Below are 20,221 nucleotides of genomic sequence, written 5' to 3'. Positions count from 1 at the left end.
CGTGGCGTCGGTCCGGCTCCACACCGATCACTTGGCGTCCGCATAGCACTCCACCACCGCCGTCGTGAACGGGAACCGCACCGGCGTCCGCCCGAACGTCAGCCGTCCCGCCAGCTCCGCCGCCTCCCGGATCGCCGCGACGACGGCGTCCGCCTCCTCCTCGGGACAGTGCACGATCACCTCGTCGTGCTGGAAGAAGACCAGCTCCGCCGCCTTGTCCGCACAGGCCTGCCGCAGCGCGGCGAGCAGCAGCAGGGCCCAGTCGGCGGCGCTGCCCTGGACGACGAAGTTACGGGCGAAGCGGCCCCGCGCGCGGGCGTTGGTGGAGGCGTAGCCGGGCACCCACTCCTGCGCCTGACCCGGCGGGCCGGAGGGTTCGTCCTGCGGCAGGCCCGCCTCCTCGGCACCGTCGGCCGCTCCGGCCGCCGGCGGACAGGTGCGCCCCAGCCAGGTCCGCACGAGCCGTCCCTCCTCGCCCGCGCGGGCCGCGTCGTCGACGTACGCCACCGCCCGGGGGAAGCGGCGTCTGAGCGCGGCGAGGTTCTTCAGGCCGTCACCGGACGTCTGGCCGTAGACCGCGCCGAGTACGGCGAGTTTGGCCTGGGCGCGGTCGCCGGAGAAGGCCCGGTCGGACACCGACTGGTAGAGGTCGGTCTCCCGGCCGGCCACCTCCATCAGCCCGGGGTCCCGGGAGATCGCCGCCAGCACGCGTGGTTCCATCTGGTCGGCGTCGGCGACGACCAGCCGCCAGCCCGGGTCGGCGACGACGGCGCGCCGGATCACCTTGGGGATCTGCAGTCCGCCCCCGCCGTTGGTCACCCAGCGTCCGGTGACGGTGCCGCCGGCCAGGAACTCGGGGCGGAACCGGCCGTCGCGCACCCAGTCCTGGAGCCAGGACCAGCCGTGGGCGACCCAGATCCGGTACAGCTTCTTGTACTCGATCAGCGGCTTCACGGCCGGGTGATCGACCGATTCGATCTCCCACCGGCGGGTGGAGCCGACCTTGACCCCGGCCTGCGCGAACGCCTTGACCACGTCCGCGGGCAGGTCGGGCCGGACCCGGCGCCCGAAGGCGGCGGACACCTCCTCGGCCAGCTCGGCCAGCCGGCGCGGTTCGCCCCCGCCCGCGTACCGGTCGCCGAGCAGGTCGTGCAGTACCTCGCGGTGCACGTCGGCCCGCCAGGGCAGACCGGCGCGGTTCATCTCCGCGGCCACCAGCGTCCCCGCCGACTCGGCCGCCGTCAGCAGGCGCAGCCGGTCGGGGTGCGCGGACCCGTCGTGGCGGCGCTGCTGCCCGGCGTAGACGGCGAGCAGGTCGTCCAGGGGCAGGTGGGCGGCCTGGGGCTCGAAGAGCGGGGACTGTGCGCCGGGCTCGGCGGAGCGCTGCGGCGGGTCGGGTGGTACGGGGGCGCCGCGCAGCCGGGCAAGGGCCGCCGCGGCCGAGTGCGGCTCCCCGTACCGCCCCTCATGGCCGAGCAGGAGGGTTTCGGCGGCCTCCACGTCGTAGCACCGCTCTACTCGCACCCCCGCGGCGAGCAGGCGCGGCGCGATCTCGGCGGTGGACCGCCACACCCAGCGTGCGACGTCCGGCCTGCTCCGCACGGCCTCGGCGGGACCGGCCTCCCGACGCACCGGTCCGGCGGGCAGCCCGTCGGGGCCGAGGGGGGCGACTTCCACGCCACCGTCCTCGGCCACGGAGAGTGCCCACCGGTCGGCCATGTCGCGAGTGTCGCAGGAGGGTCTGACAACGACCTGCGCGGACGGTCTGACAACGGCCTGCGCGGACGGTCTGACAACGGCCTGCGCGGACGGTCTGACAACGCCTCCGCCGACGGCCGGAGGCGTTGTTCCGCTTACTCGTTCCCCTGCTCAGGCTGCTGCTCCCCGGTCACCTCCAGGAACTCCGCCAGCACCTCGGTGACGTACCGCTCGGTGGCCTCCTTGCCGAGGCCGAGCCCGCTGAGCACGCCCTCGCCGTGCTCGTGCTCCAGCAGGGCGAGCAGGATGTGCTCGGTGCCGATGTAGTTGTGGCCGAGGCGCAGGGCCTCGCGGAAGGTGAGTTCGAGGACCTTCTTGGCCGCGGGGCCGTAGGGCACCAGCTCGGGAACCTCGGCGGCGGCGGGCGGGAGCGCCGCGGTCGCCGCCTGACGGACCGCGTCGAGGGTCACGCCCTGCGCGGCGATCGCCTTGGCGGAGAGGCTCTCGCGTTCGGTGAGCATGCCGAGGACGAGGTGCTCGGGCAGGCCCTCGGCGTTGCCGGCGGTCTTGGCCGCGTTGTGGGCGGCCATCACGGCGTTGCGCGCGCGGGGCGTGTACCGGCTGAAGCCCTGGCTCGCGTCCAGGTCGGCCGACTCCTTGGGCACGAAGCGCTTCTGCGCCGCCTGCCGGGTGACGCCCATGCTCTTGCCGATGTCCGTCCAGGAGGCGCCCGAGCGCCGGGCCTGGTCCACGAAGTGGCCGATGAGGTGGTCGGCGACCTCGCCGAGGTGCTCGCCGGCGATGACGGCGTCCTGGAGCTGTTCGAGCGGCTCCTGGTGCACCTTCTTGATCGCGGTGATGAGTTCGTCGAGACGTACGGATGACGTGATGCTCGGATTCGTCGTCATGTGTCAACCGTAGGTTGCGCCCCCGGTTACTGTCAACCACTGGTTGACAGTCGGAGTGAGTGTGATGGCCGCCGGCTGCGTCGGCGGTTCCGCCGCCGGATCCCGGGAGTGAGACGGGTCGGGCGGGCGTGGCACCATCGCCGGGTGAGTACGCCCCGCACCGTCGACCGTGCCTTCGAGACCGCCCTGTACGACGCCGCAGACGACGCCCTCGACGCCGCGGCCTCGCTGCTCGCGGCCGACCCGGCGGCGGACGCGGAACTCACCCGGCGCGGTGCGGAGTTCGTCGCGACGGCCTGGCGGCGCGGCTGGCAGCCCGCCGACCTCGTACGGATCGTGCGGCGCGAGCTGGACGACGTCCACGTACGGCTGGTGGCGGCGCTGATCCGCACCCAGGCGCCGCTCGACCGCCCGCGCGGCGCCCGCTGGACCGCGCAGCTCGACGACGTGCCGGACCAGGCGCCGCCCCGCACCGACCGCTTCTCGCACGCCACCGCCGTACTCGAGCTGTACCGCCTGCTGCTGCGCCTGCCCGCGCTGGAACCCCTGGAGCCGGGGGAGCCCGGGGCACCGGACCGGTCGGGCGGGGCGTTCCGCCGGGAGAACCGGCCGGAGTCCCGCACCCTCGCCCGCATCCGCGCGCTGCTCGCCAAGGCGGAGGCGACCGGGTACCCGGAGGAGGCGGAGGCGCTGAGCGCCAAGGCGCAGGAGCTGATGGCCCGGCACAGCGTCGACGAGGCGGTGCTGTCGGCCCACGCACCCTCGCCCGACGCGCCGGGCGCCTGCCGGATCGGAGTGGAGCCGCCGTACGAGCAGGCCAAGGCGGTGCTGCTGGACGGGGTGGCCGACGCGAACCACTGCCGGGCCGTGTGGAACGAGCCCCTCGGCTTCTCCACCGTCGTCGGCTTCGAGGCCGACCTGGAGGTGGTCGAACTCCTCTACACCTCACTGCTGGTGCAGGCCGAGGCGGCGATGACCAAGGCGGAGGCCGCGCAGCGCGCCGGCGGGCGCAAGCGGACCAAGACCTACCGCCAGTCGTTCCTCGCCGCCTACGCCCACCGCGCGGGCACCCGGCTGCGGGCCGCGGCACAAGCGGCCACCGCCGAGTCCGGTACGACGACGGACGTGGACCTCCTGCCGGTCCTCGCCTCCCGCGAGGTCGCGGTCACCGACCGGCTGGAGCGGATGTTCCCGGAGACGACGACGACCCGCCTGCGCGGCGCCGGCGACGCGGCGGGCTGGACGGAGGGGACCCGGGCGGCCGACCATGCCCGGGTCGACCGCCGACGACCGCTGCCGTAGACGTCACCCGCGCGCGGGCGCCGATGCCCCGTTCAGGAGCCGAGACCGGTGGTCGGCAGTCCGGGCGGCAGTGACCCGCCCTCCGACTTCGTGTACGTCTCCTCGCCGAGGCCGCCCCGCCACGCCACCTTGAGCGATGCCCCGTCGACCGACTCGACGGTGCCCGTCGCCCGTTCGTCACTGCCGTCGGTGCACTTCAGGCGGATCGTCCGGGTGCCGGAGTCCTCGCCGGCGGTGCCGCTGCACACGGTCCCTCCCGTGGCGAAGAGGGCGGCCTTGTCACCGGTGACCATCAGTGCGACGGCCTGGCCGTCCGTGGTGGCCAGCCAGCTTCCCTCCAGTTCACCCGCGGCCGCGGACGGCGACCCGCCGCTGCCGCCGCCCGTGTCCGCCGCGGAAGCTGACGCGCCGGGCGCGGGTGAGGACTTGCCGCCCCCGCCCGGGCTGCCGTCGTCGGAGTCACCCCCGTCGGTGCACCCGGTCAGCGCCAGAGCGCCCACCAGCCCGACGGCCACGGCGGCGGCGGCCCGCACGGACCGGCGAGCCGCCCGCCCGCGCGGTCCCCGCGCACCTGCGGCCGTACGGGTCGCGTGATCCGTACTGGTCGCGTTCCCCTTACGGGACGCGTGCTCCGTAGTGGTCGGGTTCGCGGTACGGGAGGCGTGCTCCGTAGTGGTCGCGTTCGCCGTACTGGACGCGTTCGCCGTGCTCGCCGTGCTGTCCGCAGTCACCAGTGTCACCGCAAGCTCCAAGCTGTAGCCGGACGGCCGGGTCGGCCCCAGGACAGCCGCAAGCTACCAGGACGGCCCCCTTGGACGGCCCCCTTGGGCGGCCCCTTGGACGGCCTGCCCGGACGGCCTGTCCGGGCGGCCTACCAGGACGACTTGCGAACTCCCGGCAGGTGTCCGGCGTGTGCCTGCTCGCGCAGGTTCACCCGGGACAGCCCGAAGACACGGAAGTAGCCGCGCGGGCGCCCGTCGACCTGGTCGCGGTTGCGCACGCGGGTGGGGCTGGCGTCGCGGGGCTGCCGGCGCAGCTCCCGCTGGGCGGCGAGCCGTTCGGCCTCCGACGAGGACGGCCGGCGGACGATCTCCTTCAGCTCGGCCCGGCGTGCGGCGTACCGCGCGACGATCTCCTGCCGCTGCCCGTTCTTCGCGATCTTGCTCTTCTTCGCCATCAGACCTTCACCCCTCGGGCGCGGATGCGTGCCACCGCCGCCTCGACGCCGATCGCGTCGACCGTCTTGATCGCCTTCGTGCTCAGCCGCAGCCGTACGTGCCGGCTCTCGCTCGGCAGCCAGTAGCGCTTGGTCTGGATGTTGGGGTCGAAGCGGCGGGAGGTCCGCCGGTGGGAGTGGGAGATGCGGTTGCCGAAGCCGGGTGCGGTGCCGGTCAGCATGCAGTGGGCGGACACGGTGACGTACCTCTCCTTCAGACCGGACGGTCGTAGCTGTTAATGGAATTCATTTTCAGTAAGATAGCAGCATGGCACGCAACGAACTCCGCCCGGTCATCAAACTCCGGTCCACCGCCGGGACCGGCTTCACCTACGTCACCCGCAAGAACCGCCGCAACGACCCGGACCGGCTGACCCTGCGCAAGTACGACCCGGTCGCCGGCCGCCACGTCGACTTCCGAGAGGAGCGCTGACCCCGCCATGCGCAAGGGCATCCACCCCGAGTACCGCCCGGTCGTCTTCCGCGACCGCGCCGCGGACTACGCCTTCCTCACCCGCTCGACCATGACCAGCGAGCGCACGATCGAGTGGGAGGACGGCCACACCTACCCGGTCGTCGACGTCGAGATCTCGAACGTCAGCCACCCCTTCTACACCGGCACCGCCCGCGTCCTGGACACGGCCGGCCGCGTGGAGCGCTTCGAGCGGCGGTACGGGAAGCGGGACGGGGCATGAGCGGGCCGTACCGCCCGGACCGCCCGGGCCGCCCCGGCCGGGACCTCCCGGTGGTCATCGTCGGCGGGTTGCACGCCGACGCGCGCAGGGCGGCCGTGGCCCGGCTGCTGGCCGACGTGCCCGGCAGCGTCGTGCTCCACCACGACCTGGCCACGGCCACCGCGGGCACGGTCGTGCGCACCGTCCGGGACGCCACCGGCATCCTGTCCGCCGGCGAGGCGCCCCTGGTCAACGACTGCGCCTGCTGCGCGCTGCGCGAGGACCTCGTCCCCGAGCTGGAGCGGCTCGCGGACGCCGGAGGCACCCCACTGGCGATCGTCGAGCTGTGGGACTCCGTCGAGCCCAAGGCGATGGCGGAGGTGGTGACGGCCGGCGGCTTCACCGTCACCGGCGTGATCACCGCCGTCGACCCGGCGCTGGTGCTGCCGTACCTCGGAAACGGCGACGACCTCGCCGAGGGCGGACTCGCCGCCGCCGCCACCGACCAGCGCACCGTCGCGGACACCTTCGCGCGGCAACTGGAGTACGCCCCCGTCCTCGCCCTCGCCGACTCGCTCCCCGGCTCCCAGGAGGCCGACGACGAGGACCGCGAGCTGCTGGCGCAGCTCCACCCGACAGCCCGCCGGGTCCCGATCGGCCACGGTGGCCCGGCGGGCGCACCACCCGCGTCCGCGCCCGTCAGCTCGTCCGCACCCGTCTCCTCGTCCTCGTCCTCGGCCTCATCCGCCTCGGCCTCATCGGCCTCCGCGTCTTCCGAGCTGGCGCGGGCCGCGCTCGCCGGTTTCGACGTGGAGGCCGCGGCCGCCGCCCAGCACCCGGCCTGCGCCCTGCTGCCCGCCGAAGCCGACGCGCACGGCGTCGCCACCCTCGTCTGGCACCGCCGCCGCCCCTTCCACCCGGAGCGGCTCCACGCGGCGCTGGAGGATCTGACCTGCGCCGCCGCCCGCAGCCGGGGCCGGTTCTGGCTCGCGGGCAAGGCGGACACGCTGCTGCACTGGGACGCCGCGGGCGGGGCCCTGTGCGTGGAGAGCGCGGGACCCTGGCTCGCGTCGCTGCCCGACGCCGCCTGGGAGCTGGTCCCGCCGGTGCGTCGCGCCGCCGCCGCGATGGACTGGCACCCCGAGCACGGTGACCGCTGCCAGCACCTGGTCTTCACATCCCCCGGCCTCGACCGCGACGGCCTGGAACGGCTGCTGGAGTCCTGCCTGCTGACCGACGCCGAGTACGCCGCGGGACAGGCCGCCTGGGAGCGGCTGCCGCCCGCCTTCGACACCCTCCTGGAGGTCTGACCCATGCCCCGCAAGAGCGACCGCAAGCCCGTCGGGAAGCGGCCCAATCCGCTGGACCAGGCCGGAGTGACGTACGTCGACTACAAGGACACCGACCTGTTGCGGAAGTTCATCTCCGACCGAGGCAAGATCCGCAGCCGTCGTGTCACCCGGGTGACGTCCCAGCAGCAGCGGCAGTTGGCCCGGGCGATCAAGAACGCGCGGGAAATGGCGCTGCTGCCGTACGGCCAGCGCTGACCCGCGCCGACCCGCGCCGACCCGCGCCGACCCGCTCCGGCCCGCGCTGACCTGCGCCGACCCGCGCCGCACCGGGGGTCCGCTCCTGCGAGCGGGCCCCCGGCTTTGTTGCATCTTGTTGCATGTTCTTCGAATACGGGGGCACATGCGGGAACGACTCGCAGGAGCCGGGCGTCAAAGAGAACAAGGCTCCGGTAATGCCGCCATCAAAGCTGTAACCGCAGGAACACCGCGCGTGCACGTGCATTTGCTCATGCATCTGCACGTGAACAAGGGTTATGATCCGGATCAGTTGACCACTGCATCAATGGCCACATCAGCCAGTGCACCACCGGGGAGCGACCTGTGGACCACGACGTGTACGACGTGTATGCCGCTGACGCCGCGTCCGGCGTGTACAACGGCATGGCCGCCACGCAGTTGCACGACGTGGCCTGGCAGAAGAGCCGGCACAGCAACTCGCAGGGCTCCTGCGTGGAGTTCGCGCGGCTGCCCGACGGCGCGGTGGCGGTGCGCAACTCCCGCTTCCCCGACGGTCCCGCGCTCGTCTACACGCGCGCCGAGATCGAGGCCATGCTGCTGGGCGTCAAGGACGGCGAGTTCGACCACCTGATCGCGAGCTGATCGCGAGCTGATCGCGAGCCGAACACGAGGCGTTCGCGAGCGGTGCCCGAGCGGTACCCGAGGCGTTCGCGAGCGGGTCATCGGCCGACAGTGGGCTGACACGCGTAGAGCCGCGACGCGCGAAGGCGTCGCGGTCCGCCGTCACTCGAAGACCTGTTCCGCCGTCCCGTCGGGCTTCTGGAGCCGGAACAGGGCCCAGACCACCTTGCCGTTGAGCGTTCCGGCGAGCGGATGCCAGCCCCAGCTGTCGCTGAACGAGTCGACGAGGAAAAGGCCCCGGCCGGACTCCGCCGAGAAGTCGTCCGTCTCGCGGGCGACCGGGCTGTCGTGGCTGGGATCGCGCACCGCGCACACCAGTCGCTCGGTCCAACGCATCAGGTGCAGCCGGACCGGGCCGTTCCGCTCCCCGTGCCGCGGGGTGTCGGCCGGCAGCGCGTGCCGCAGGGCGTTGGTGACGAGTTCGGAGACCACCAGGCAGACGTCGTCGAAGCGGTCGCCCGTGTCCCAGCCGTCGAGCGTTCTGCGGGTGAATCTCCGGGCATCGCGCACCGCTTCGTAACGCGGTGGCAGGGCGCAGGAGGCGGCGTTGGACACGGCCGCGGGGTCGAGTGGCGGAAGGCCCTGCCGTAACGGCTCGAGCATGGTCGATCCATTCGTCCCCATGCGAGGCACTCCCGGGAATTCGCGGTCATAGCGATGCGGCGCGGTGGTGCGGGACCATGGTTTCGGATGCGTACCGCAGATGCAAGGGCAGATGCACGTGCACGTGACCGAAATGGACCTGCCCGTACCGCTTGTTGGTCAATTTTTCCGTCATCTTCGCCCCCTCTTCATCTCGCATGGCGGCCACTTCCAGGCCACTGTGTGCATGATCCCGAGCGCTTCCTTTGGCCCGATTCCGTTTCCGTAACCGGACGAGTACTGCTCGGAGTGTTTTAGTGGCAGACTTCGGCCCCTGAAGACGGTTGGGGAGGCTGGCGAACGTGAGCGCGGGAGAGCCCGGATCGGTGGTGCGGCGCATGCTGCTCGGATCACAACTCAGGCGACTGCGTGAGACGCGGGGGATCACGCGAGAGGCGGCGGGCTACTCGATCCGCGCCTCGGAATCGAAGATCAGCCGGATGGAACTGGGCCGGGTGAGCTTCAAGACGAGGGACGTCGAGGACCTGCTGACGCTGTACGGCATCACGGACGAGCAGGAGCGCGCCTCCCTGCTCTCCCTGGCCAAGGAGGCCAACGTCGCGGGGTGGTGGCACAGTTACTCCGACGTGCTGCCGAGCTGGTTCCCCACCTACGTGGGCCTGGAGGGCGCCGCCTCGCAGATCCGGGTCTACGAGGTGCAGTTCGTGCACGGCCTGCTGCAGACGGAGGAGTACGCCCGCGCGGTCGTCCGGCGCGGCATGAAGGGCGCCGGCGAGGCGGACGTCGAGCGGCGGGTGGCGCTGCGCCTGGAGCGGCAGAAGCACCTCGTCGCCGAGAACGCCCCCGAGTTCCACATCGTCCTGGACGAGGCCGCGCTGCGCCGCCCGTACGGCGACCGCGACGTGATGCGCGGGCAGCTCCAGCACCTGATCGAGATGTCCGAACGCCCCAATGTGCGGCTGCAGGTCATGCCGTTCGGCTTCGGCGGGCACTCCGGTGAGAGTGGCGCGTTCACGATCCTCAGCTTCCCCGAGTCCGACCTGTCGGACGTCGTCTACCTGGAGCAGCTCACCAGCGCGCTGTACCTCGACAAGCACGAGGACGTCACCCAGTACGAGGCGGCGCTGAAGGAACTCCAGCAGGACAGCCCGGGTCCGGACGAGAGCCGGGACCTTCTGCGGGGACTCCTCCAACTCATTTGAAACGCAAGTACGATGACGCCCAATCAGGCGGCTCGCTCGCGGCTGCGGCAGCTAGGGGATTGAGGGATCACATGTCGTCGTACTTCACCGACCTCGCCCAGCAGTACATCGACGGCGAGTGGCGCCCGGGCACCGGTTCCTGGGACATCATCGACTTCAACCCGTACGACGACGAGAAGCTGGCCTCGGTCACGATAGCCACGGTCGACGAGGTCGACGCGGCCTACCGGGCGGCCGAGCGCGCGCAGAAGCAGTGGGCGGCGACGAACCCCTACGCGCGCCGCGCGGTGTTCGAGAAGGTGCTGCGCCTCGTGGAGGACCGCGAGGCGGAGATCAGCGAGGCGATCATCGCCGAGCTGGGCGGCACCCGCCTGAAGGCCGCCTTCGAGCTGCACCTCGCCAAGGAGTTCCTGCGCGAGGCGGTCCACCTGTCGCTGCGCCCCGAGGGCCGGATCATCCCCTCGCCGGTCGACGGCAAGGAGAACCGCGTCTACCGGGTGCCGGTCGGTGTCGTGGGCGTCATCAGCCCCTTCAACTTCCCCTTCCTCCTCTCCCTGAAGTCGGTCGCCCCGGCCCTCGCCCTCGGCAACGGCGTCGTCCTCAAGCCGCACCAGGACACGCCGATCGTCGGCGGCACCCTGATCGCGAAGCTCTTCGAGGACGCCGGTCTGCCCGGCGGCCTGCTGAACGTGGTGGTCACCGACGTCGCGGAGATAGGCGACGCCTTCCTGGAGCACCCGGTCCCCAAGGTGATCTCCTTCACCGGCTCGGACAAGGTCGGCCGCCACGTGGCCACCGTCTGCGCCGCGAACTTCAAGCGCTCGGTCCTCGAACTCGGCGGCAACAGCGCCCTGGTGGTCCTCGACGACGCCGACGTCGACTACGCCGTCGACGCCGCCGTCTTCAGCCGGTTCGTGCACCAGGGCCAGGTCTGCATGGCCGCCAACCGCGTCCTGGTCGACCGCTCGGTGGCCGACGAGTTCACCGAGAAGTTCGTCGCCAAGGTCAAGACCCTCAAGGCCGGCGACCCGCGCGACCCGGCGACCGTCATCGGCCCGGTGATCAACTCCTCGCAGGCGGACGCCATTGCGGGCGTCGTCGAGCAGGCCGTCGCCGAGGGCGCCACCGTCCTGGTGCGCGGCACCACCACGGACAACCTCGTCGAGCCCTCCGTCCTGACCGACGTCCCCGCCGACTCCGCGCTGCTCCAGCAGGAGGTCTTCGGCCCGGTCGCCTTCCTCGTGCCGTTCGACGGTGAGGAGGAGGCCGTACGCCTCGTCAACGACACCCCGTACGGGCTGAGCGGCGCCGTGCACACCGGGGACATCGAGCGCGGCGTCAACTTCGCCAAGCGGATCGACACCGGCATGTTCCACGTGAACGACGGAACCGTGCACGACGAGCCGATCGTGCCCTTCGGCGGCGAGAAGCACTCCGGCATCGGCCGCCTCAACGGCGACACCATGCTGGACGCCTTCACCACCCAGAAGTGGATCTCGGTGCAGCACGGCCGGAGCGGCTTCCCGTTCTGAGCCCTCTTTCTCCCGGGCGGGCCCTCCTTCTGCCGGGCGGCCCTCCTTTCTCCCCGGCGGGTCCTTGCGGACAGAAGCTGACCGCAAGGGCTCGTAGCTTTGCCGGTGTCGGGGGAGAGGCCCCCGGCCCCGACGAAAGGCGGCCGGTCATGGTCACTCATGTGCGACCCGAGGCGCAGGGCGACGAGCGCGGCGCGCTGCTGTCCTTCCTGGCGGAGCAGCGCGGCGGCATCCGCCGCTCGGTCCTGGGCCTGACGGACGGGCAGGCGTCGTCCCGGCCGAGCGCGAGCGAGCTGTCCCTGGCCGGGCTCATCAAGCACGTCGCCGAGACCGAGCAGGGGTGGATCGCCCGCGCCAGGCAGGAGGCGCCGGCCGTCGCCCGCGACGAGTCGAACTGGCACGAGTGCTTCGTCCTGGTCGGCGACGAGACGGTCGCCTCGCAGTTGGCGTACTGGGAGAAGGTCGCCGCCGAGACGGAGGCGTTCATCCGCGCGGTGCCCAGCCTCGACGACACGTTCCCGCTGCCGAACGATCCCTGGTTCCCGCCGGACGAGCGCGTCTCGATGCGCTGGCTGTGCCTGACCCTGATCCGCGAGACGGCCCGGCACGCCGGCCACGCCGACGTCATCCGCGAGTCGCTGGACGGCGCCTCGGCCTGGGACCTGGTGGCGAAGGAGCAGGGCACCTCCGGGGAGTGACCGGGCCCGGCCTAACCTGGACCCCATGTCAGTGATCCGACTCCTGGTGCTCGGCGCGGTCCGCCAGCACGGGCGGGCCCATGGCTACCAGGTGCGCAACGACCTGGAGTACTGGGGCGCGCACGAGTGGTCCAACGCCAAGCCCGGCTCGATCTACCACGCGCTGAAGCAGATGGCCAAGCAGGGCCTGCTGCACGCGCACGAGATCGCCCCCTCGACCGTCGGCGGCCCACCGCGCACCGAGTACGAGATCACCGAGAAGGGCGTGGCAGAGTACTTCACCCTGCTCCGGGAGTCCCTCACCGCCTACGACCAGAAACCGGACGTGCTCTCCGCGGGGCTCGGGCTGATGGTCGATCTCGAACGCGGCGAGGTGCTCGCCCTGCTGGAGGAGCGGATCCGGGCCATCCAGGAGTGGCGCAGGTCCGTCACCGAGTACTACACGCCCGAGGACGGCCCCGGGCAGCTCGGTCACATCGGCGAGATCATGAACCTCTGGGTGCACTCCGCCGACACCGGTGCCGAGTGGACCCGCGCGCTCATCGAACGCATCCGGGGCGGCGCGTACACGTTCGCCGGGGAGGGCGAGCCGTTCGTCGGCGTCCTGGGCGAGGGCGAGGAGAACCCGTTCGCGACGGGAGAGCGGCACTCTGGAGACCTCGGCTAATCAAGTTTGACTAATCCGGTGGACGGGCATACGCTCTCAGGTCAGTAGTCAAGTTTGATCAATGATTGATGACTGATAAGGGAGTGGTAGTGACCGACGCGGCGATCACCGTCGAAGGGGCACGCAAGAAATACGGCAGCAAGGACGCGCTGGACGGACTCGACCTCACGGTCACGCGCGGCACGGTGCACGGCGTACTGGGCCCGAACGGCGCGGGCAAGACGACGCTGGTCCGCGTCTTGTCCACCCTGCTGCGCCCCGACGCGGGCCGGATCGAGGTGGCCGGGCACGACGTAGTGACCGACGCGTACGCCGTACGGCTGCGCATCGGCCTGCTCGGCCAGCACGCGGCACTCGACGAGGAACTCGGCGGCCGGCAGAACCTGGAGATGTTCGGCCGCCTCCACCACCTGGGCGCCCGGCGGGCACGCGCGCGTGCCGACGAACTCCTGGCGCGCTTCGACCTCACCGACACCGGCCGCAAACCGGTCAGCGCCTACAGCGGCGGCATGCGGCGCCGCCTGGACCTCGCCGCGTCCCTGATCACCGAGCCGGAGGTGCTCTTCCTGGACGAGCCGACCACCGGCCTCGACCCGCGCGGCCGCGCCGAGGTGTGGGACTCGGTCCGCTCCCTGGTCGGCGGCGGGACGACCGTCCTGCTCACCACCCAGTACCTGGAGGAGGCCGACCAGCTCGCCGACCGCATCTCGGTCGTCGACGCCGGCCGGGTCGTCGCCGACGGCACCGCGGACGAACTGAAGGCCGCCACCGGCGGCGACCGCGTCGACGTCGTCCTGCGCGACGCCGGACAACTGACCGCCGCCGCGGCCCTGCTCCCCCTCACCGGCGTCCGCGTGGACCCCGACCGCCGGCTGCTCAGCGCGCCGGTCACCGACCGCATGGCGGCGCTCTCCGGCGTCGTACGGGCCTTGGAGGAGGCCGGTCTGGAGGCCGAGGACGTGGCCGTGCGCCGCCCGACCCTGGACGAGGTGTTCCTGCACCTCACCGACCGCACCAAGGAGGCCGTGTGAGTACCGGCACCTTCACCCCCACCGTCACGGGCACCATGACGTACGCCCTGGCCGACTCCTGGACCATGACCCGCCGCGAACTGGCCCGCTGGGCGCGGCAGCCGATCGCGGTCGTCGTCAACCTGGTCTTCCCGGTGATGATGCTGCTGATGTTCGGCTATCTGGTCGGCGGCGGCCGGGGCGTGAGCGGCGACTACGTCGACTACCTGATCCCCGGGATGCTGGCCCTCACCATGGCCTTCGGCCTGGAGGGCACCATGGTCGCCGTCACCCGGGACCTCGACAAGGGCGTCGTCGACCGCTTCCGCTCCCTGCCGATGACCAACGGCGCGGTCCTGGTGGGCCGTTCCGCCGCCGACATGCTCCAGTCGGCGCTCGGTCTCGCGGTGCTGATCGCCGTCGGGTACACGCTCGGCTGGCGGGCCCACGGCGGTCCCGGCGCCTTCCTGGGCGCGGTGGGCCTGCTGCTGCTCCTCCGCTTCGCCATGCTGTGGATCGGCATCTTCCTCGCCCTGGTGGCGGGCAAGCCCGAGCTGGTGCAGGCGGTGCAGATCCTGGTCTGGCCGGTGGGCTTCCTCTCCAACGCCTTCGCCACGCCACAGGCCATGCCGGGCTGGCTCGGCACGGTCGTCCAGTGGAACCCGATGTCCCAGACCGCCACGGCCGTACGCGACCTCTTCGGCGGCCCGGGCGGCGAGTCCGGCCACGTGTGGGCGGCGATCGCCTGGCCGCTGGCCCTGCTCGCGGTGTTCTCCCCGCTGGCCGTCGGGAGGTTCGCCCGCCTCAGCAGGTGAGGACCTAGTGGTGGAACCCGGTCGCCGCACCCTCGTCCCGGGTCAGCGGGTGCGGCTGCCGGCGCAGCTCCGGCAGCAGCCGCTCCAGGTCCGCCAGGAGCAGGTCGGCCATGTCGGCCGAGAAGCCGTTGCGGCACACCACGCGCAGCACGGACAGGTCCTCCCGGTGCGGCGGGAAGGTGTACGCGGGTACCAGCCAGCCAGCCGCCCTCCCGCAACCGCCGGGAGACGTCGAACACGTCGTACGCCGTCACGTCGTCGGCCGTCGTGAACGCGAACACCGGCAACTGGTCGCCCCGCGTCAACAGCCGGAAGTCACCGAGCGACGCCACGCGCTCCGCGAGCCCGCGCGCGATGTCGCGCGAGGCCTGCTGCACGGCCCGGTAGCCCTCGCGGCCCAGCCGCAGGAAGGTGTAGTACTGCGCGACCACCTGCGCGCCGGGCCGGGAGAAGTTCAACGCGAAGGTCGGCATGTCGCCGCCCAGGTAGTTCACCCGGAAGACGAGCTCCTCGGGCAGCGCGTCCGCGTCCCGCCACAGGGCCCAGCCGACGCCGGGGTAGACGAGCCCGTACTTGTGCCCCGAGGTGTTGATCGAGGCCACCCTCGGCAGCCGGAAGTCCCACACCAGGTCCTCGTCCAGGAAGGGCGCGACCATGCCGCCGGAGGCCCCGTCGACGTGCACCGGGATGTCCAGCCCGGTTCGCTCCTGCAACGCGTCCAGCGCCGCGCACAGGTCGGCGACCGGCTCGTAGGACCCGTCGAAGGTGGAGCCCATGATGCCGACGACCCCGATGGTGTTCTCGTCGCACAGCTCGGCGGCGGCCTGCGGGTCGAGGTGGAAGCGGTCGCCGTCCATCGGCACCTGCCGGGCGTCCACCTCCCAGAAGTTGCAGAACTTCTCCCAGCAGACCTGCACGTTCACACCCATGACGAGATTGGGCCGCACGTCCACCGCCGGGTACCGGTCCGCGTTGCGCAGCGCCCACCGCCGCTTCAGCGCCATCCCGGCCAGCATGCACGCCTCGCTCGACCCGGTCGTCGAGCAGCCCACCACGGCCGACGGGTCGGGCGCGTGCCACAGGTCGGCGAGCATCGCCACGCAACGCCGCTCCAGCTCGGCGGTGCGCGGGTACTCGTCCTTGTCGATCATGTTCTTGTCCCGGCACTCGCTCATCAGCACCCCGGCCTGCGGCTCCATCCAGGTGGTGACGAAGGTGGCCAGGTTGAGGCGCGCGTTGCCGTCCAGCATCAGCTCGTCGTGGACCAGCCGGTACGCCGTCGAGGGCGGCAGGGGAGCATCGGGGAGGCGGTGCGTGGGCGGGGCCTCGGTCATGCCGCCGGTCGGGTCCGCCTGACCGTAGAAGGGGTTCATGGCGAGTCGGCGCCGGGCGCGGTCGTCGTCCTGCGGCGGACGGGGCCCGTGATGCAGTGGCATGCGACCGACGGTAGGTCCGGGCACCGGGACCCGCACCCGGGCTTGCACCTCACGCCACGTGAGGCGGCAGCGTGGGCGGCGTCAGAGAAGGGAGCGGAAGTGAGCTACTCCGTGGGACAGGTCGCCGGCTTCGCCGGAGTGACGGTGCGCACCCTGCACCACTACGACGACATCGGCCTGCTCGTACCCAGTGAGCGCAGCCACGCGGGCCACCGGCGCTACAGCGACGCCGACCTCGACCGGCTGCAGCAGATCCTGTTCTACCGGGAGCTCGGCTTCCCGCTCGACGAGGTCGCCGCCCTGCTCGACGACCCGGACGCGGACCCGCGTGCGCACCTGCGCCGCCAGCACGAACTGCTGACCGCCCGGATCGAGAAGCTGCAGAAGATGGCGGCGGCCGTGGAGCACGCCATGGAGGCACGCAGCATGGGAATCAACCTCACGCCGGAGGAGAAGTTCGAGGTCTTCGGCGAGTTCGACCCCGATCAGTACGAGGAGGAGGTCCGGGAACGCTGGGGCGACACCGACGCCTACCGCCAGTCGCGGCAGAAGACCGCCTCGTACACCAAGGAGGACTGGCAGCGCATCCAGAACGAGGCCGACGAGCTCACCCGGCGCTTCGTCGCCCTGATGGACGCAGGTGAGCCCGCCGACTCCGAGGCGGCCATGGACGCCGCCGAGGACCACCGGCAGGGGATCGCCCGCAACCACTACGACTGCGGGCACGAGATGCACACCTGCCTGGGCGAGATGTACGTCTCGGACGAGCGTTTCACGCGGAACATCGACGCCGCCAAGCCGGGCCTCGCCGCCTACATGCGCGACGCGATCCTCGCCAACGCCGTCCGGCACACCCCCTGAGCGGTGGTCGTGGCCCGGGTCTCACTCCCGGGCCACGACCACCGCCGTCCCGTACGCGCACACCTCGGTGCCCACGTCCGCCGCCTCCGTCACGTCGAAGCGGAACGCCAGCACCGCGTTGGCCCCGCGCGCGCGTGCCTGCTCGACGAGCCGGTCCATGGCCTGGTTGCGGGTCTCGACCAGCGTCTTGGTGAGACCGCGCAGCTCACCGCCGATCATCGACTTCAGCCCGGCACCGATCTGGCTCCCCAGGTGCCGGGAGCGCACGGTCAGCCCGAAGACCTCCCCCAGCACCTCCTGCACGCGATGGCCCGGCAGGTCGTTCGTGGTCACCACGAGCACCTCGGGCTGAGGACCCTGTCCGCCGCCGTATTCTTCAATACCCATGGTTCTCAGGTTTCCCCGGGCGAGGTCACAGTGCACCCCGGGGAACCCCGTGGAACCTGGAACCCCGCGGCTGCGTTGTACGTTTGGGCAGCCAGGTCCCGCCCGCCCCCCAGCAGCAGGAGCCACAATCCCGTGACCACGCTTGCGCTCGGCCCCGAGTGGCTCAGCCCGGACTATCTGATCGAGACCTTCGCTCTGCCGGGCATCCTGCTCATCGTCTTCGCCGAGTCCGGACTCTTCGCCTTCCTGCCCGGCGACTCGCTGCTGTTCACCGCGGGCCTCTTCGTCGCCCAGGGCGAGTACATCAGCCAGCCGCTGTGGCTGGTGTGCACCCTGATCGTGCTGGCCGCCGTCATCGGCGACCAAGTGGGTTACATGATCGGCAAGTTCCTCGGTCCGAAGCTCTTCAACCGCCCCAACTCCAAGCTCTTCAAACAGGAGAACCTGGACAAGGCCCACGAGTTCATGGAGAAGTACGGTCCCAAGGCGATCGTCCTTGCCCGCTTCGTGCCCATCGTGCGCACCTTCGCCCCCATCGTGGCGGGCGCCGGCCGCATGAAGTACCGCACCTTCCTCACGTACAACATCATCGGCGGCGTGGCCTGGGGCTCGGGCGTCACCCTCGCGGGCTACTGGCTCGGCCAGATCGAGTTCATCCGGACCAACGTCGAACCGATCCTCGTCCTGATCGTCGTCCTCTCGGTCGTCCCGATCGCCATCGAGTACCTCCGCGAGCGAGGCAAGAAGAAGCGCGCCGCCGCCGAGCCGCCGGCGGTCCAGCAGCACCAGCCGCAGCCGCCGTACCCGGTCATGGACGACGCCACGACCCAGCTCCGCAGGGTGGACCCGTACCAGCAGCCGCAGCAGCAGTCCTACGACCAGTCCTACGACCAGTCCTACGACCGGCCCTACGGCTCGCCGCAGCCGTACGCGCAGCAGTACCCGCAGGGGTACGGGCAGCAGCCCTACGGCGACCAGGGCGGCCAGGGCGGCCAGTACCCCTACAACCAGGGGCGCTGAAGCCCGCCCAGGGGCGCGGGGCCGTCTTGATGCGCGGCTCCGCCGCGCGAACGCGACAAGCCGCCACGGACCCGCGCCCGCCAACTGGGACAAGCCGCCCGCCCTCTGCGACGGCGCCGCCCGCCGACCGGGACGAGCCGCCCGCCCTCTGCGACAAGCCGCCCGCCGACCGGGACAAGCCACCCGGGAGCCGGCACGAGCCATCCGGCGACCGGCACAAGCCACCCGGGCTCGCGGGCGACCGGCGTCAGAACCCCCGCGTCCGCTTCGCCGCCCGGCGTCCCGCGGCACTCGCGGCCCCCGGCATCTTCAGGAACAGCCGCGAGATCTCCCCGCCGAGGTTGACCCCGATGGCGATGGCCATGGCGAGCGCCACGGCCGTCGACAGGGACACCAGCCCCTTGTCGACCTTGCTCTGCGCGATGGCCAGCAGCCCGAAGTACGTCGCCGAACCGGGCAGCAGCGGCCCGATCGCCGCGGTCGTGTAGGGCAGCGCCGACGCGAACCGGTACCGGGACATGAGCTGCCCGAACAGGCCGACCAGTCCCGCCGCGGCGGCCGTGGACGCCACCGGCGAGATGTCGCCGACGTAGTGCATCGCGCCGTACACGCTCCAGGCGACGCCCCCGTTCAGGGTCACCGCCAGCACGGTGGATCGTTCCTGCTGGAGCAGGATCGCGAAGGCGAGCGACAGCAGCATCGACGCGCAGATCTGGACGACCGGCTGGTCGCCTGTGCCCAGTTTCGCGTCGGGATCGAGCTCGGCGCCGAGCTGTACGCCGAAGTACAGCACGATCAGCACCCCGGCGACGATGCTGACGAAGAAGTACATGACCTCCAGCAGGCGCGCGGACGCGGTGATGTAGAAGCCGGTCAGCCCGTCCTGCACCCCCGCCACCAGCGCCCGCCCCGGCAGCAGCGCGAACAGACCACCGGTGATGACCGCCGACGCCTTCACGTCGACGTGCGTCACCGTCAGCGCGACACCCATCGCGGCCGGCGGCATCGCGGCCACCGCGAACTGGTAGAACTCCGGCAGCCCGCGCCCGGCGCACAGCCAGGCCAGCCGGTCGCCGAGCATCGAGCCGAGCATGGCCGCCACGAACACGGTCAGTCCACCGCCCACGAGCACCGACGCCGCGCCCGCCAGCAGCCCGCTCGCCGTGGTCAGCACCCAGGTGGGGTACGGGTGCCGGTTGCGGCGCATCTCCGCGAGGCGCCGGTAGGCCTCCTCCAGGGAGATGTTCGTGTCCGGGTCGCTGAGGTCGTCCACCAGGTGGAAGACGGCCGCGAGCCGCGTGTAGTCGGTGCCCCGGCGGCGCACCGTCCGCGACGCCGTGACCGGGTCCTCGACCAGGGACGGCTGATGGGAGATCGACAGCAGGGTGAAGGTGACGTTCGGCTCGCAGCGGTCCAGGCCGTAGGAGCGGCACACGGCGAACATCGCCGCCTCCACGTCCTCGGCGCCCTCACCGCCCGCCAGCAGCAGCTCCCCGATACGCAGGGTCAGGTCCAGCACGCGCGGCACGGCGGGGCCGGTCTCGTCGTCGTGCCGCTGCGCGGTCTCGGGCGCGGGCCGCTCGGCCACCGGCATGCGCAGCATCGTGCGCATCCGGTCCTGCCAGGGCACGTCCGCCAGGTTCACCGCCGGGAAGCCGCTCGCCGGGGTGAAGGTGGTCGGTGCGGTCCAGGCGTGGTACGTGCTGGGCGTGGTGAACGCCGACCCCTCGCCCTCGGCGGGCGCGGCCGGAGGTGCGTCCAGCCCTTCGGGCAGCGCGAACTCCGAGGTCGTCTCGGACTCCGTGGCGGTGTGCCGCGGGACGGCCAGTCCCTGCGGGATCTCGAACTCGGACGTCGTCGACGCCTCGCCCTCGGCCGTCGCCGCCACACCACTGGGCGGCCGGAAGGCACTGCGGGCCTCGTCCGACTGCGGCTTGCGGTCCTCCGCCTCCGTCACCTGCGCAACGCTCCCTGGTCCGAAC

The 20,221-nt window shown here is 71.8% G+C and carries 22 protein-coding genes and 1 pseudogene; 14 read left to right on the top strand and 9 right to left on the bottom strand.

Annotation, left to right across the window (positions count from 1 at the left end):
* Positions 1–27 precede the first annotated feature (27 nt).
* Both B1H29_RS16785 and B1H29_RS16780 read right to left on the bottom strand, forming a co-directional pair.
* A complete protein-coding gene (locus tag B1H29_RS16785; RefSeq protein WP_055418653.1) occupies positions 28–1,719 on the bottom strand; it encodes a bifunctional 3'-5' exonuclease/DNA polymerase in 1,692 nt (563 codons plus the stop codon).
* A gap of 134 nt (positions 1,720–1,853) precedes the next feature.
* Positions 1,854–2,606 (bottom strand): Clp protease N-terminal domain-containing protein, encoded by a 753-nt coding sequence (locus B1H29_RS16780; RefSeq protein ID WP_055418652.1) that lies wholly within the window; start codon positions 2,604–2,606, stop codon positions 1,854–1,856.
* 144 nt (positions 2,607–2,750) lie between these two features.
* On the opposite strand from B1H29_RS16780, the gene B1H29_RS16775 reads away from it, so the two are divergent.
* Positions 2,751–3,908 (top strand): DUF2786 domain-containing protein, encoded by a 1,158-nt coding sequence (locus B1H29_RS16775; RefSeq protein WP_055418651.1) that lies wholly within the window; start codon positions 2,751–2,753, stop codon positions 3,906–3,908.
* A 32-nt stretch (positions 3,909–3,940) separates the two neighbouring features.
* Here the strand turns inward: B1H29_RS16775 and B1H29_RS16770 are convergent, their stop codons facing one another.
* The 3 genes from B1H29_RS16770 to rpmB all read right to left on the bottom strand — a co-directional run bounded on the left by B1H29_RS16770 (position 3,941) and on the right by rpmB (position 5,321).
* Entirely contained in the window at positions 3,941–4,441 is a 501-nt protein-coding gene (locus B1H29_RS16770; protein ID WP_055418650.1) for a hypothetical protein, read from the bottom strand.
* A gap of 338 nt (positions 4,442–4,779) precedes the next feature.
* Positions 4,780–5,085, bottom strand: a complete 306-nt coding sequence (gene rpsN, locus B1H29_RS16765; RefSeq protein ID WP_055418649.1) for a 30S ribosomal protein S14 — start codon at positions 5,083–5,085, stop codon at positions 4,780–4,782.
* On the bottom strand, positions 5,085–5,321 hold the full coding sequence (gene rpmB, locus B1H29_RS16760) for a 50S ribosomal protein L28 (protein ID WP_055418648.1): 237 nt from the start codon (positions 5,319–5,321) through the stop codon (positions 5,085–5,087). The genes rpsN and rpmB overlap by 1 nt, the downstream gene beginning before the upstream one ends.
* Positions 5,322–5,392: 71 nt before the next feature.
* Between rpmB and rpmG the strand changes: the two genes are divergently transcribed.
* The 5 genes from rpmG to B1H29_RS16735 all read left to right on the top strand — a co-directional run bounded on the left by rpmG (position 5,393) and on the right by B1H29_RS16735 (position 7,969).
* Positions 5,393–5,557, top strand: coding sequence for a 50S ribosomal protein L33 (rpmG, locus tag B1H29_RS16755; protein WP_044382365.1), 165 nt, complete (start codon positions 5,393–5,395; stop codon positions 5,555–5,557).
* Between the two features lie 7 nt (positions 5,558–5,564).
* The gene (locus tag B1H29_RS16750) at positions 5,565–5,819 is read left to right on the top strand and encodes a type B 50S ribosomal protein L31 (protein WP_055418647.1); all 255 of its coding nucleotides are present in this window, start codon (positions 5,565–5,567) and stop codon (positions 5,817–5,819) included.
* Positions 5,816–7,108, top strand: a complete 1,293-nt coding sequence (locus tag B1H29_RS16745) for a CobW family GTP-binding protein (RefSeq protein ID WP_055418646.1) — start codon at positions 5,816–5,818, stop codon at positions 7,106–7,108. Before B1H29_RS16750 ends, B1H29_RS16745 begins: the two co-directional genes overlap by 4 nt.
* A gap of 3 nt (positions 7,109–7,111) precedes the next feature.
* A complete protein-coding gene (rpsR, locus tag B1H29_RS16740) occupies positions 7,112–7,345 on the top strand; it encodes a 30S ribosomal protein S18 (protein ID WP_055418645.1) in 234 nt (77 codons plus the stop codon).
* Between the two features lie 345 nt (positions 7,346–7,690).
* Positions 7,691–7,969: a DUF397 domain-containing protein gene (locus B1H29_RS16735; protein WP_055418644.1), complete on the top strand. Its 279-nt coding sequence runs from the start codon at positions 7,691–7,693 to the stop codon at positions 7,967–7,969.
* 141 nt (positions 7,970–8,110) lie between these two features.
* Here the strand turns inward: B1H29_RS16735 and B1H29_RS16730 are convergent, their stop codons facing one another.
* The gene (locus tag B1H29_RS16730) at positions 8,111–8,632 is read right to left on the bottom strand and encodes an ATP-binding protein (RefSeq protein WP_167392538.1); all 522 of its coding nucleotides are present in this window, start codon (positions 8,630–8,632) and stop codon (positions 8,111–8,113) included.
* A gap of 356 nt (positions 8,633–8,988) precedes the next feature.
* Here B1H29_RS16730 and B1H29_RS16720 point away from each other — a divergent pair, with 356 nt between their 5' ends.
* The 6 genes from B1H29_RS16720 (at position 8,989) to B1H29_RS16695 (ending at position 14,535) form a co-directional block, all read left to right on the top strand.
* On the top strand, positions 8,989–9,813 hold the full coding sequence (locus B1H29_RS16720) for a helix-turn-helix domain-containing protein (protein WP_055418996.1): 825 nt from the start codon (positions 8,989–8,991) through the stop codon (positions 9,811–9,813).
* A 71-nt stretch (positions 9,814–9,884) separates the two neighbouring features.
* Positions 9,885–11,345 (top strand): aldehyde dehydrogenase family protein, encoded by a 1,461-nt coding sequence (locus tag B1H29_RS16715; RefSeq protein ID WP_055418642.1) that lies wholly within the window; start codon positions 9,885–9,887, stop codon positions 11,343–11,345.
* 149 nt (positions 11,346–11,494) lie between these two features.
* Entirely contained in the window at positions 11,495–12,043 is a 549-nt protein-coding gene (locus B1H29_RS16710; protein ID WP_055418641.1) for a DinB family protein, read from the top strand.
* A gap of 25 nt (positions 12,044–12,068) precedes the next feature.
* The gene (locus tag B1H29_RS16705; protein ID WP_055418640.1) at positions 12,069–12,710 is read left to right on the top strand and encodes a PadR family transcriptional regulator; all 642 of its coding nucleotides are present in this window, start codon (positions 12,069–12,071) and stop codon (positions 12,708–12,710) included.
* A gap of 89 nt (positions 12,711–12,799) precedes the next feature.
* Positions 12,800–13,741, top strand: coding sequence for an ATP-binding cassette domain-containing protein (locus tag B1H29_RS16700; RefSeq protein WP_055418639.1), 942 nt, complete (start codon positions 12,800–12,802; stop codon positions 13,739–13,741).
* Between the two features lie 35 nt (positions 13,742–13,776).
* Complete coding sequence (locus B1H29_RS16695) at positions 13,777–14,535, top strand: ABC transporter permease (protein WP_055418995.1); 759 nt, start codon at positions 13,777–13,779, stop codon at positions 14,533–14,535.
* A 4-nt stretch (positions 14,536–14,539) separates the two neighbouring features.
* Here B1H29_RS16695 and B1H29_RS16690 read toward each other — a convergent pair.
* Positions 14,540–15,971: pseudogene (locus B1H29_RS16690) on the bottom strand (glutamate decarboxylase).
* Between the two features lie 99 nt (positions 15,972–16,070).
* Here B1H29_RS16690 and B1H29_RS16685 point away from each other — a divergent pair.
* Positions 16,071–16,832 carry a MerR family transcriptional regulator gene (locus tag B1H29_RS16685; protein ID WP_055418638.1) on the top strand — a complete coding sequence of 254 codons (762 nt, stop codon included), beginning with the start codon at positions 16,071–16,073 and terminating at the stop codon, positions 16,830–16,832.
* Between the two features lie 21 nt (positions 16,833–16,853).
* Here B1H29_RS16685 and B1H29_RS16680 read toward each other — a convergent pair whose 3' ends face one another.
* Positions 16,854–17,219 carry a YbjQ family protein gene (locus B1H29_RS16680; protein ID WP_055418637.1) on the bottom strand — a complete coding sequence of 122 codons (366 nt, stop codon included), beginning with the start codon at positions 17,217–17,219 and terminating at the stop codon, positions 16,854–16,856.
* 132 nt (positions 17,220–17,351) lie between these two features.
* Between B1H29_RS16680 and B1H29_RS16675 the strand changes: the two genes are divergently transcribed.
* The gene (locus B1H29_RS16675) at positions 17,352–18,239 is read left to right on the top strand and encodes a DedA family protein (protein ID WP_055418636.1); all 888 of its coding nucleotides are present in this window, start codon (positions 17,352–17,354) and stop codon (positions 18,237–18,239) included.
* Positions 18,240–18,486: 247 nt separating this feature from the next.
* Here B1H29_RS16675 and B1H29_RS16670 read toward each other — a convergent pair whose 3' ends face one another.
* Positions 18,487–20,196, bottom strand: coding sequence for a threonine/serine ThrE exporter family protein (locus B1H29_RS16670; RefSeq protein WP_055418635.1), 1,710 nt, complete (start codon positions 20,194–20,196; stop codon positions 18,487–18,489).
* Positions 20,197–20,221: the final 25 nt, after the last annotated feature.

The sequence above is a fragment of the Streptomyces pactum genome (genome assembly GCF_002005225.1).
GTDB classification, from domain to species: Bacteria; Actinomycetota; Actinomycetes; order Streptomycetales; family Streptomycetaceae; genus Streptomyces; species Streptomyces pactum_A.
This window is presented reverse-complemented; position numbering and strand designations above follow the sequence as displayed.

What these genes read in the sequence shown, in the direction of transcription:
- B1H29_RS16785 (WP_055418653.1), bottom strand. Translation starts at nt 1,719, where the DNA reads ATGGCCGACCGGTGGGCACTCTCCGTGGCCGAGGACGGTGGCGTGGAA.
- B1H29_RS16780 (WP_055418652.1), bottom strand. Translation starts at nt 2,606, where the DNA reads ATGACGACGAATCCGAGCATCACGTCATCCGTACGTCTCGACGAACTC.
- rpsN (WP_055418649.1), bottom strand. Translation starts at nt 5,085, where the DNA reads ATGGCGAAGAAGAGCAAGATCGCGAAGAACGGGCAGCGGCAGGAGATC.
- rpmG (WP_044382365.1), top strand. Translation starts at nt 5,393, where the DNA reads ATGGCACGCAACGAACTCCGCCCGGTCATCAAACTCCGGTCCACCGCC.
- B1H29_RS16750 (WP_055418647.1), top strand. Translation starts at nt 5,565, where the DNA reads ATGCGCAAGGGCATCCACCCCGAGTACCGCCCGGTCGTCTTCCGCGAC.
- B1H29_RS16745 (WP_055418646.1), top strand. Translation starts at nt 5,816, where the DNA reads ATGAGCGGGCCGTACCGCCCGGACCGCCCGGGCCGCCCCGGCCGGGAC.
- rpsR (WP_055418645.1), top strand. Translation starts at nt 7,112, where the DNA reads ATGCCCCGCAAGAGCGACCGCAAGCCCGTCGGGAAGCGGCCCAATCCG.
- B1H29_RS16730 (WP_167392538.1), bottom strand. Translation starts at nt 8,632, where the DNA reads ATGGGGACGAATGGATCGACCATGCTCGAGCCGTTACGGCAGGGCCTT.
- B1H29_RS16720 (WP_055418996.1), top strand. Translation starts at nt 8,989, where the DNA reads ATGCTGCTCGGATCACAACTCAGGCGACTGCGTGAGACGCGGGGGATC.
- B1H29_RS16715 (WP_055418642.1), top strand. Translation starts at nt 9,885, where the DNA reads ATGTCGTCGTACTTCACCGACCTCGCCCAGCAGTACATCGACGGCGAG.
- B1H29_RS16710 (WP_055418641.1), top strand. Translation starts at nt 11,495, where the DNA reads ATGGTCACTCATGTGCGACCCGAGGCGCAGGGCGACGAGCGCGGCGCG.
- B1H29_RS16705 (WP_055418640.1), top strand. Translation starts at nt 12,069, where the DNA reads ATGTCAGTGATCCGACTCCTGGTGCTCGGCGCGGTCCGCCAGCACGGG.
- B1H29_RS16695 (WP_055418995.1), top strand. Translation starts at nt 13,777, where the DNA reads ATGACGTACGCCCTGGCCGACTCCTGGACCATGACCCGCCGCGAACTG.
- B1H29_RS16680 (WP_055418637.1), bottom strand. Translation starts at nt 17,219, where the DNA reads ATGGGTATTGAAGAATACGGCGGCGGACAGGGTCCTCAGCCCGAGGTG.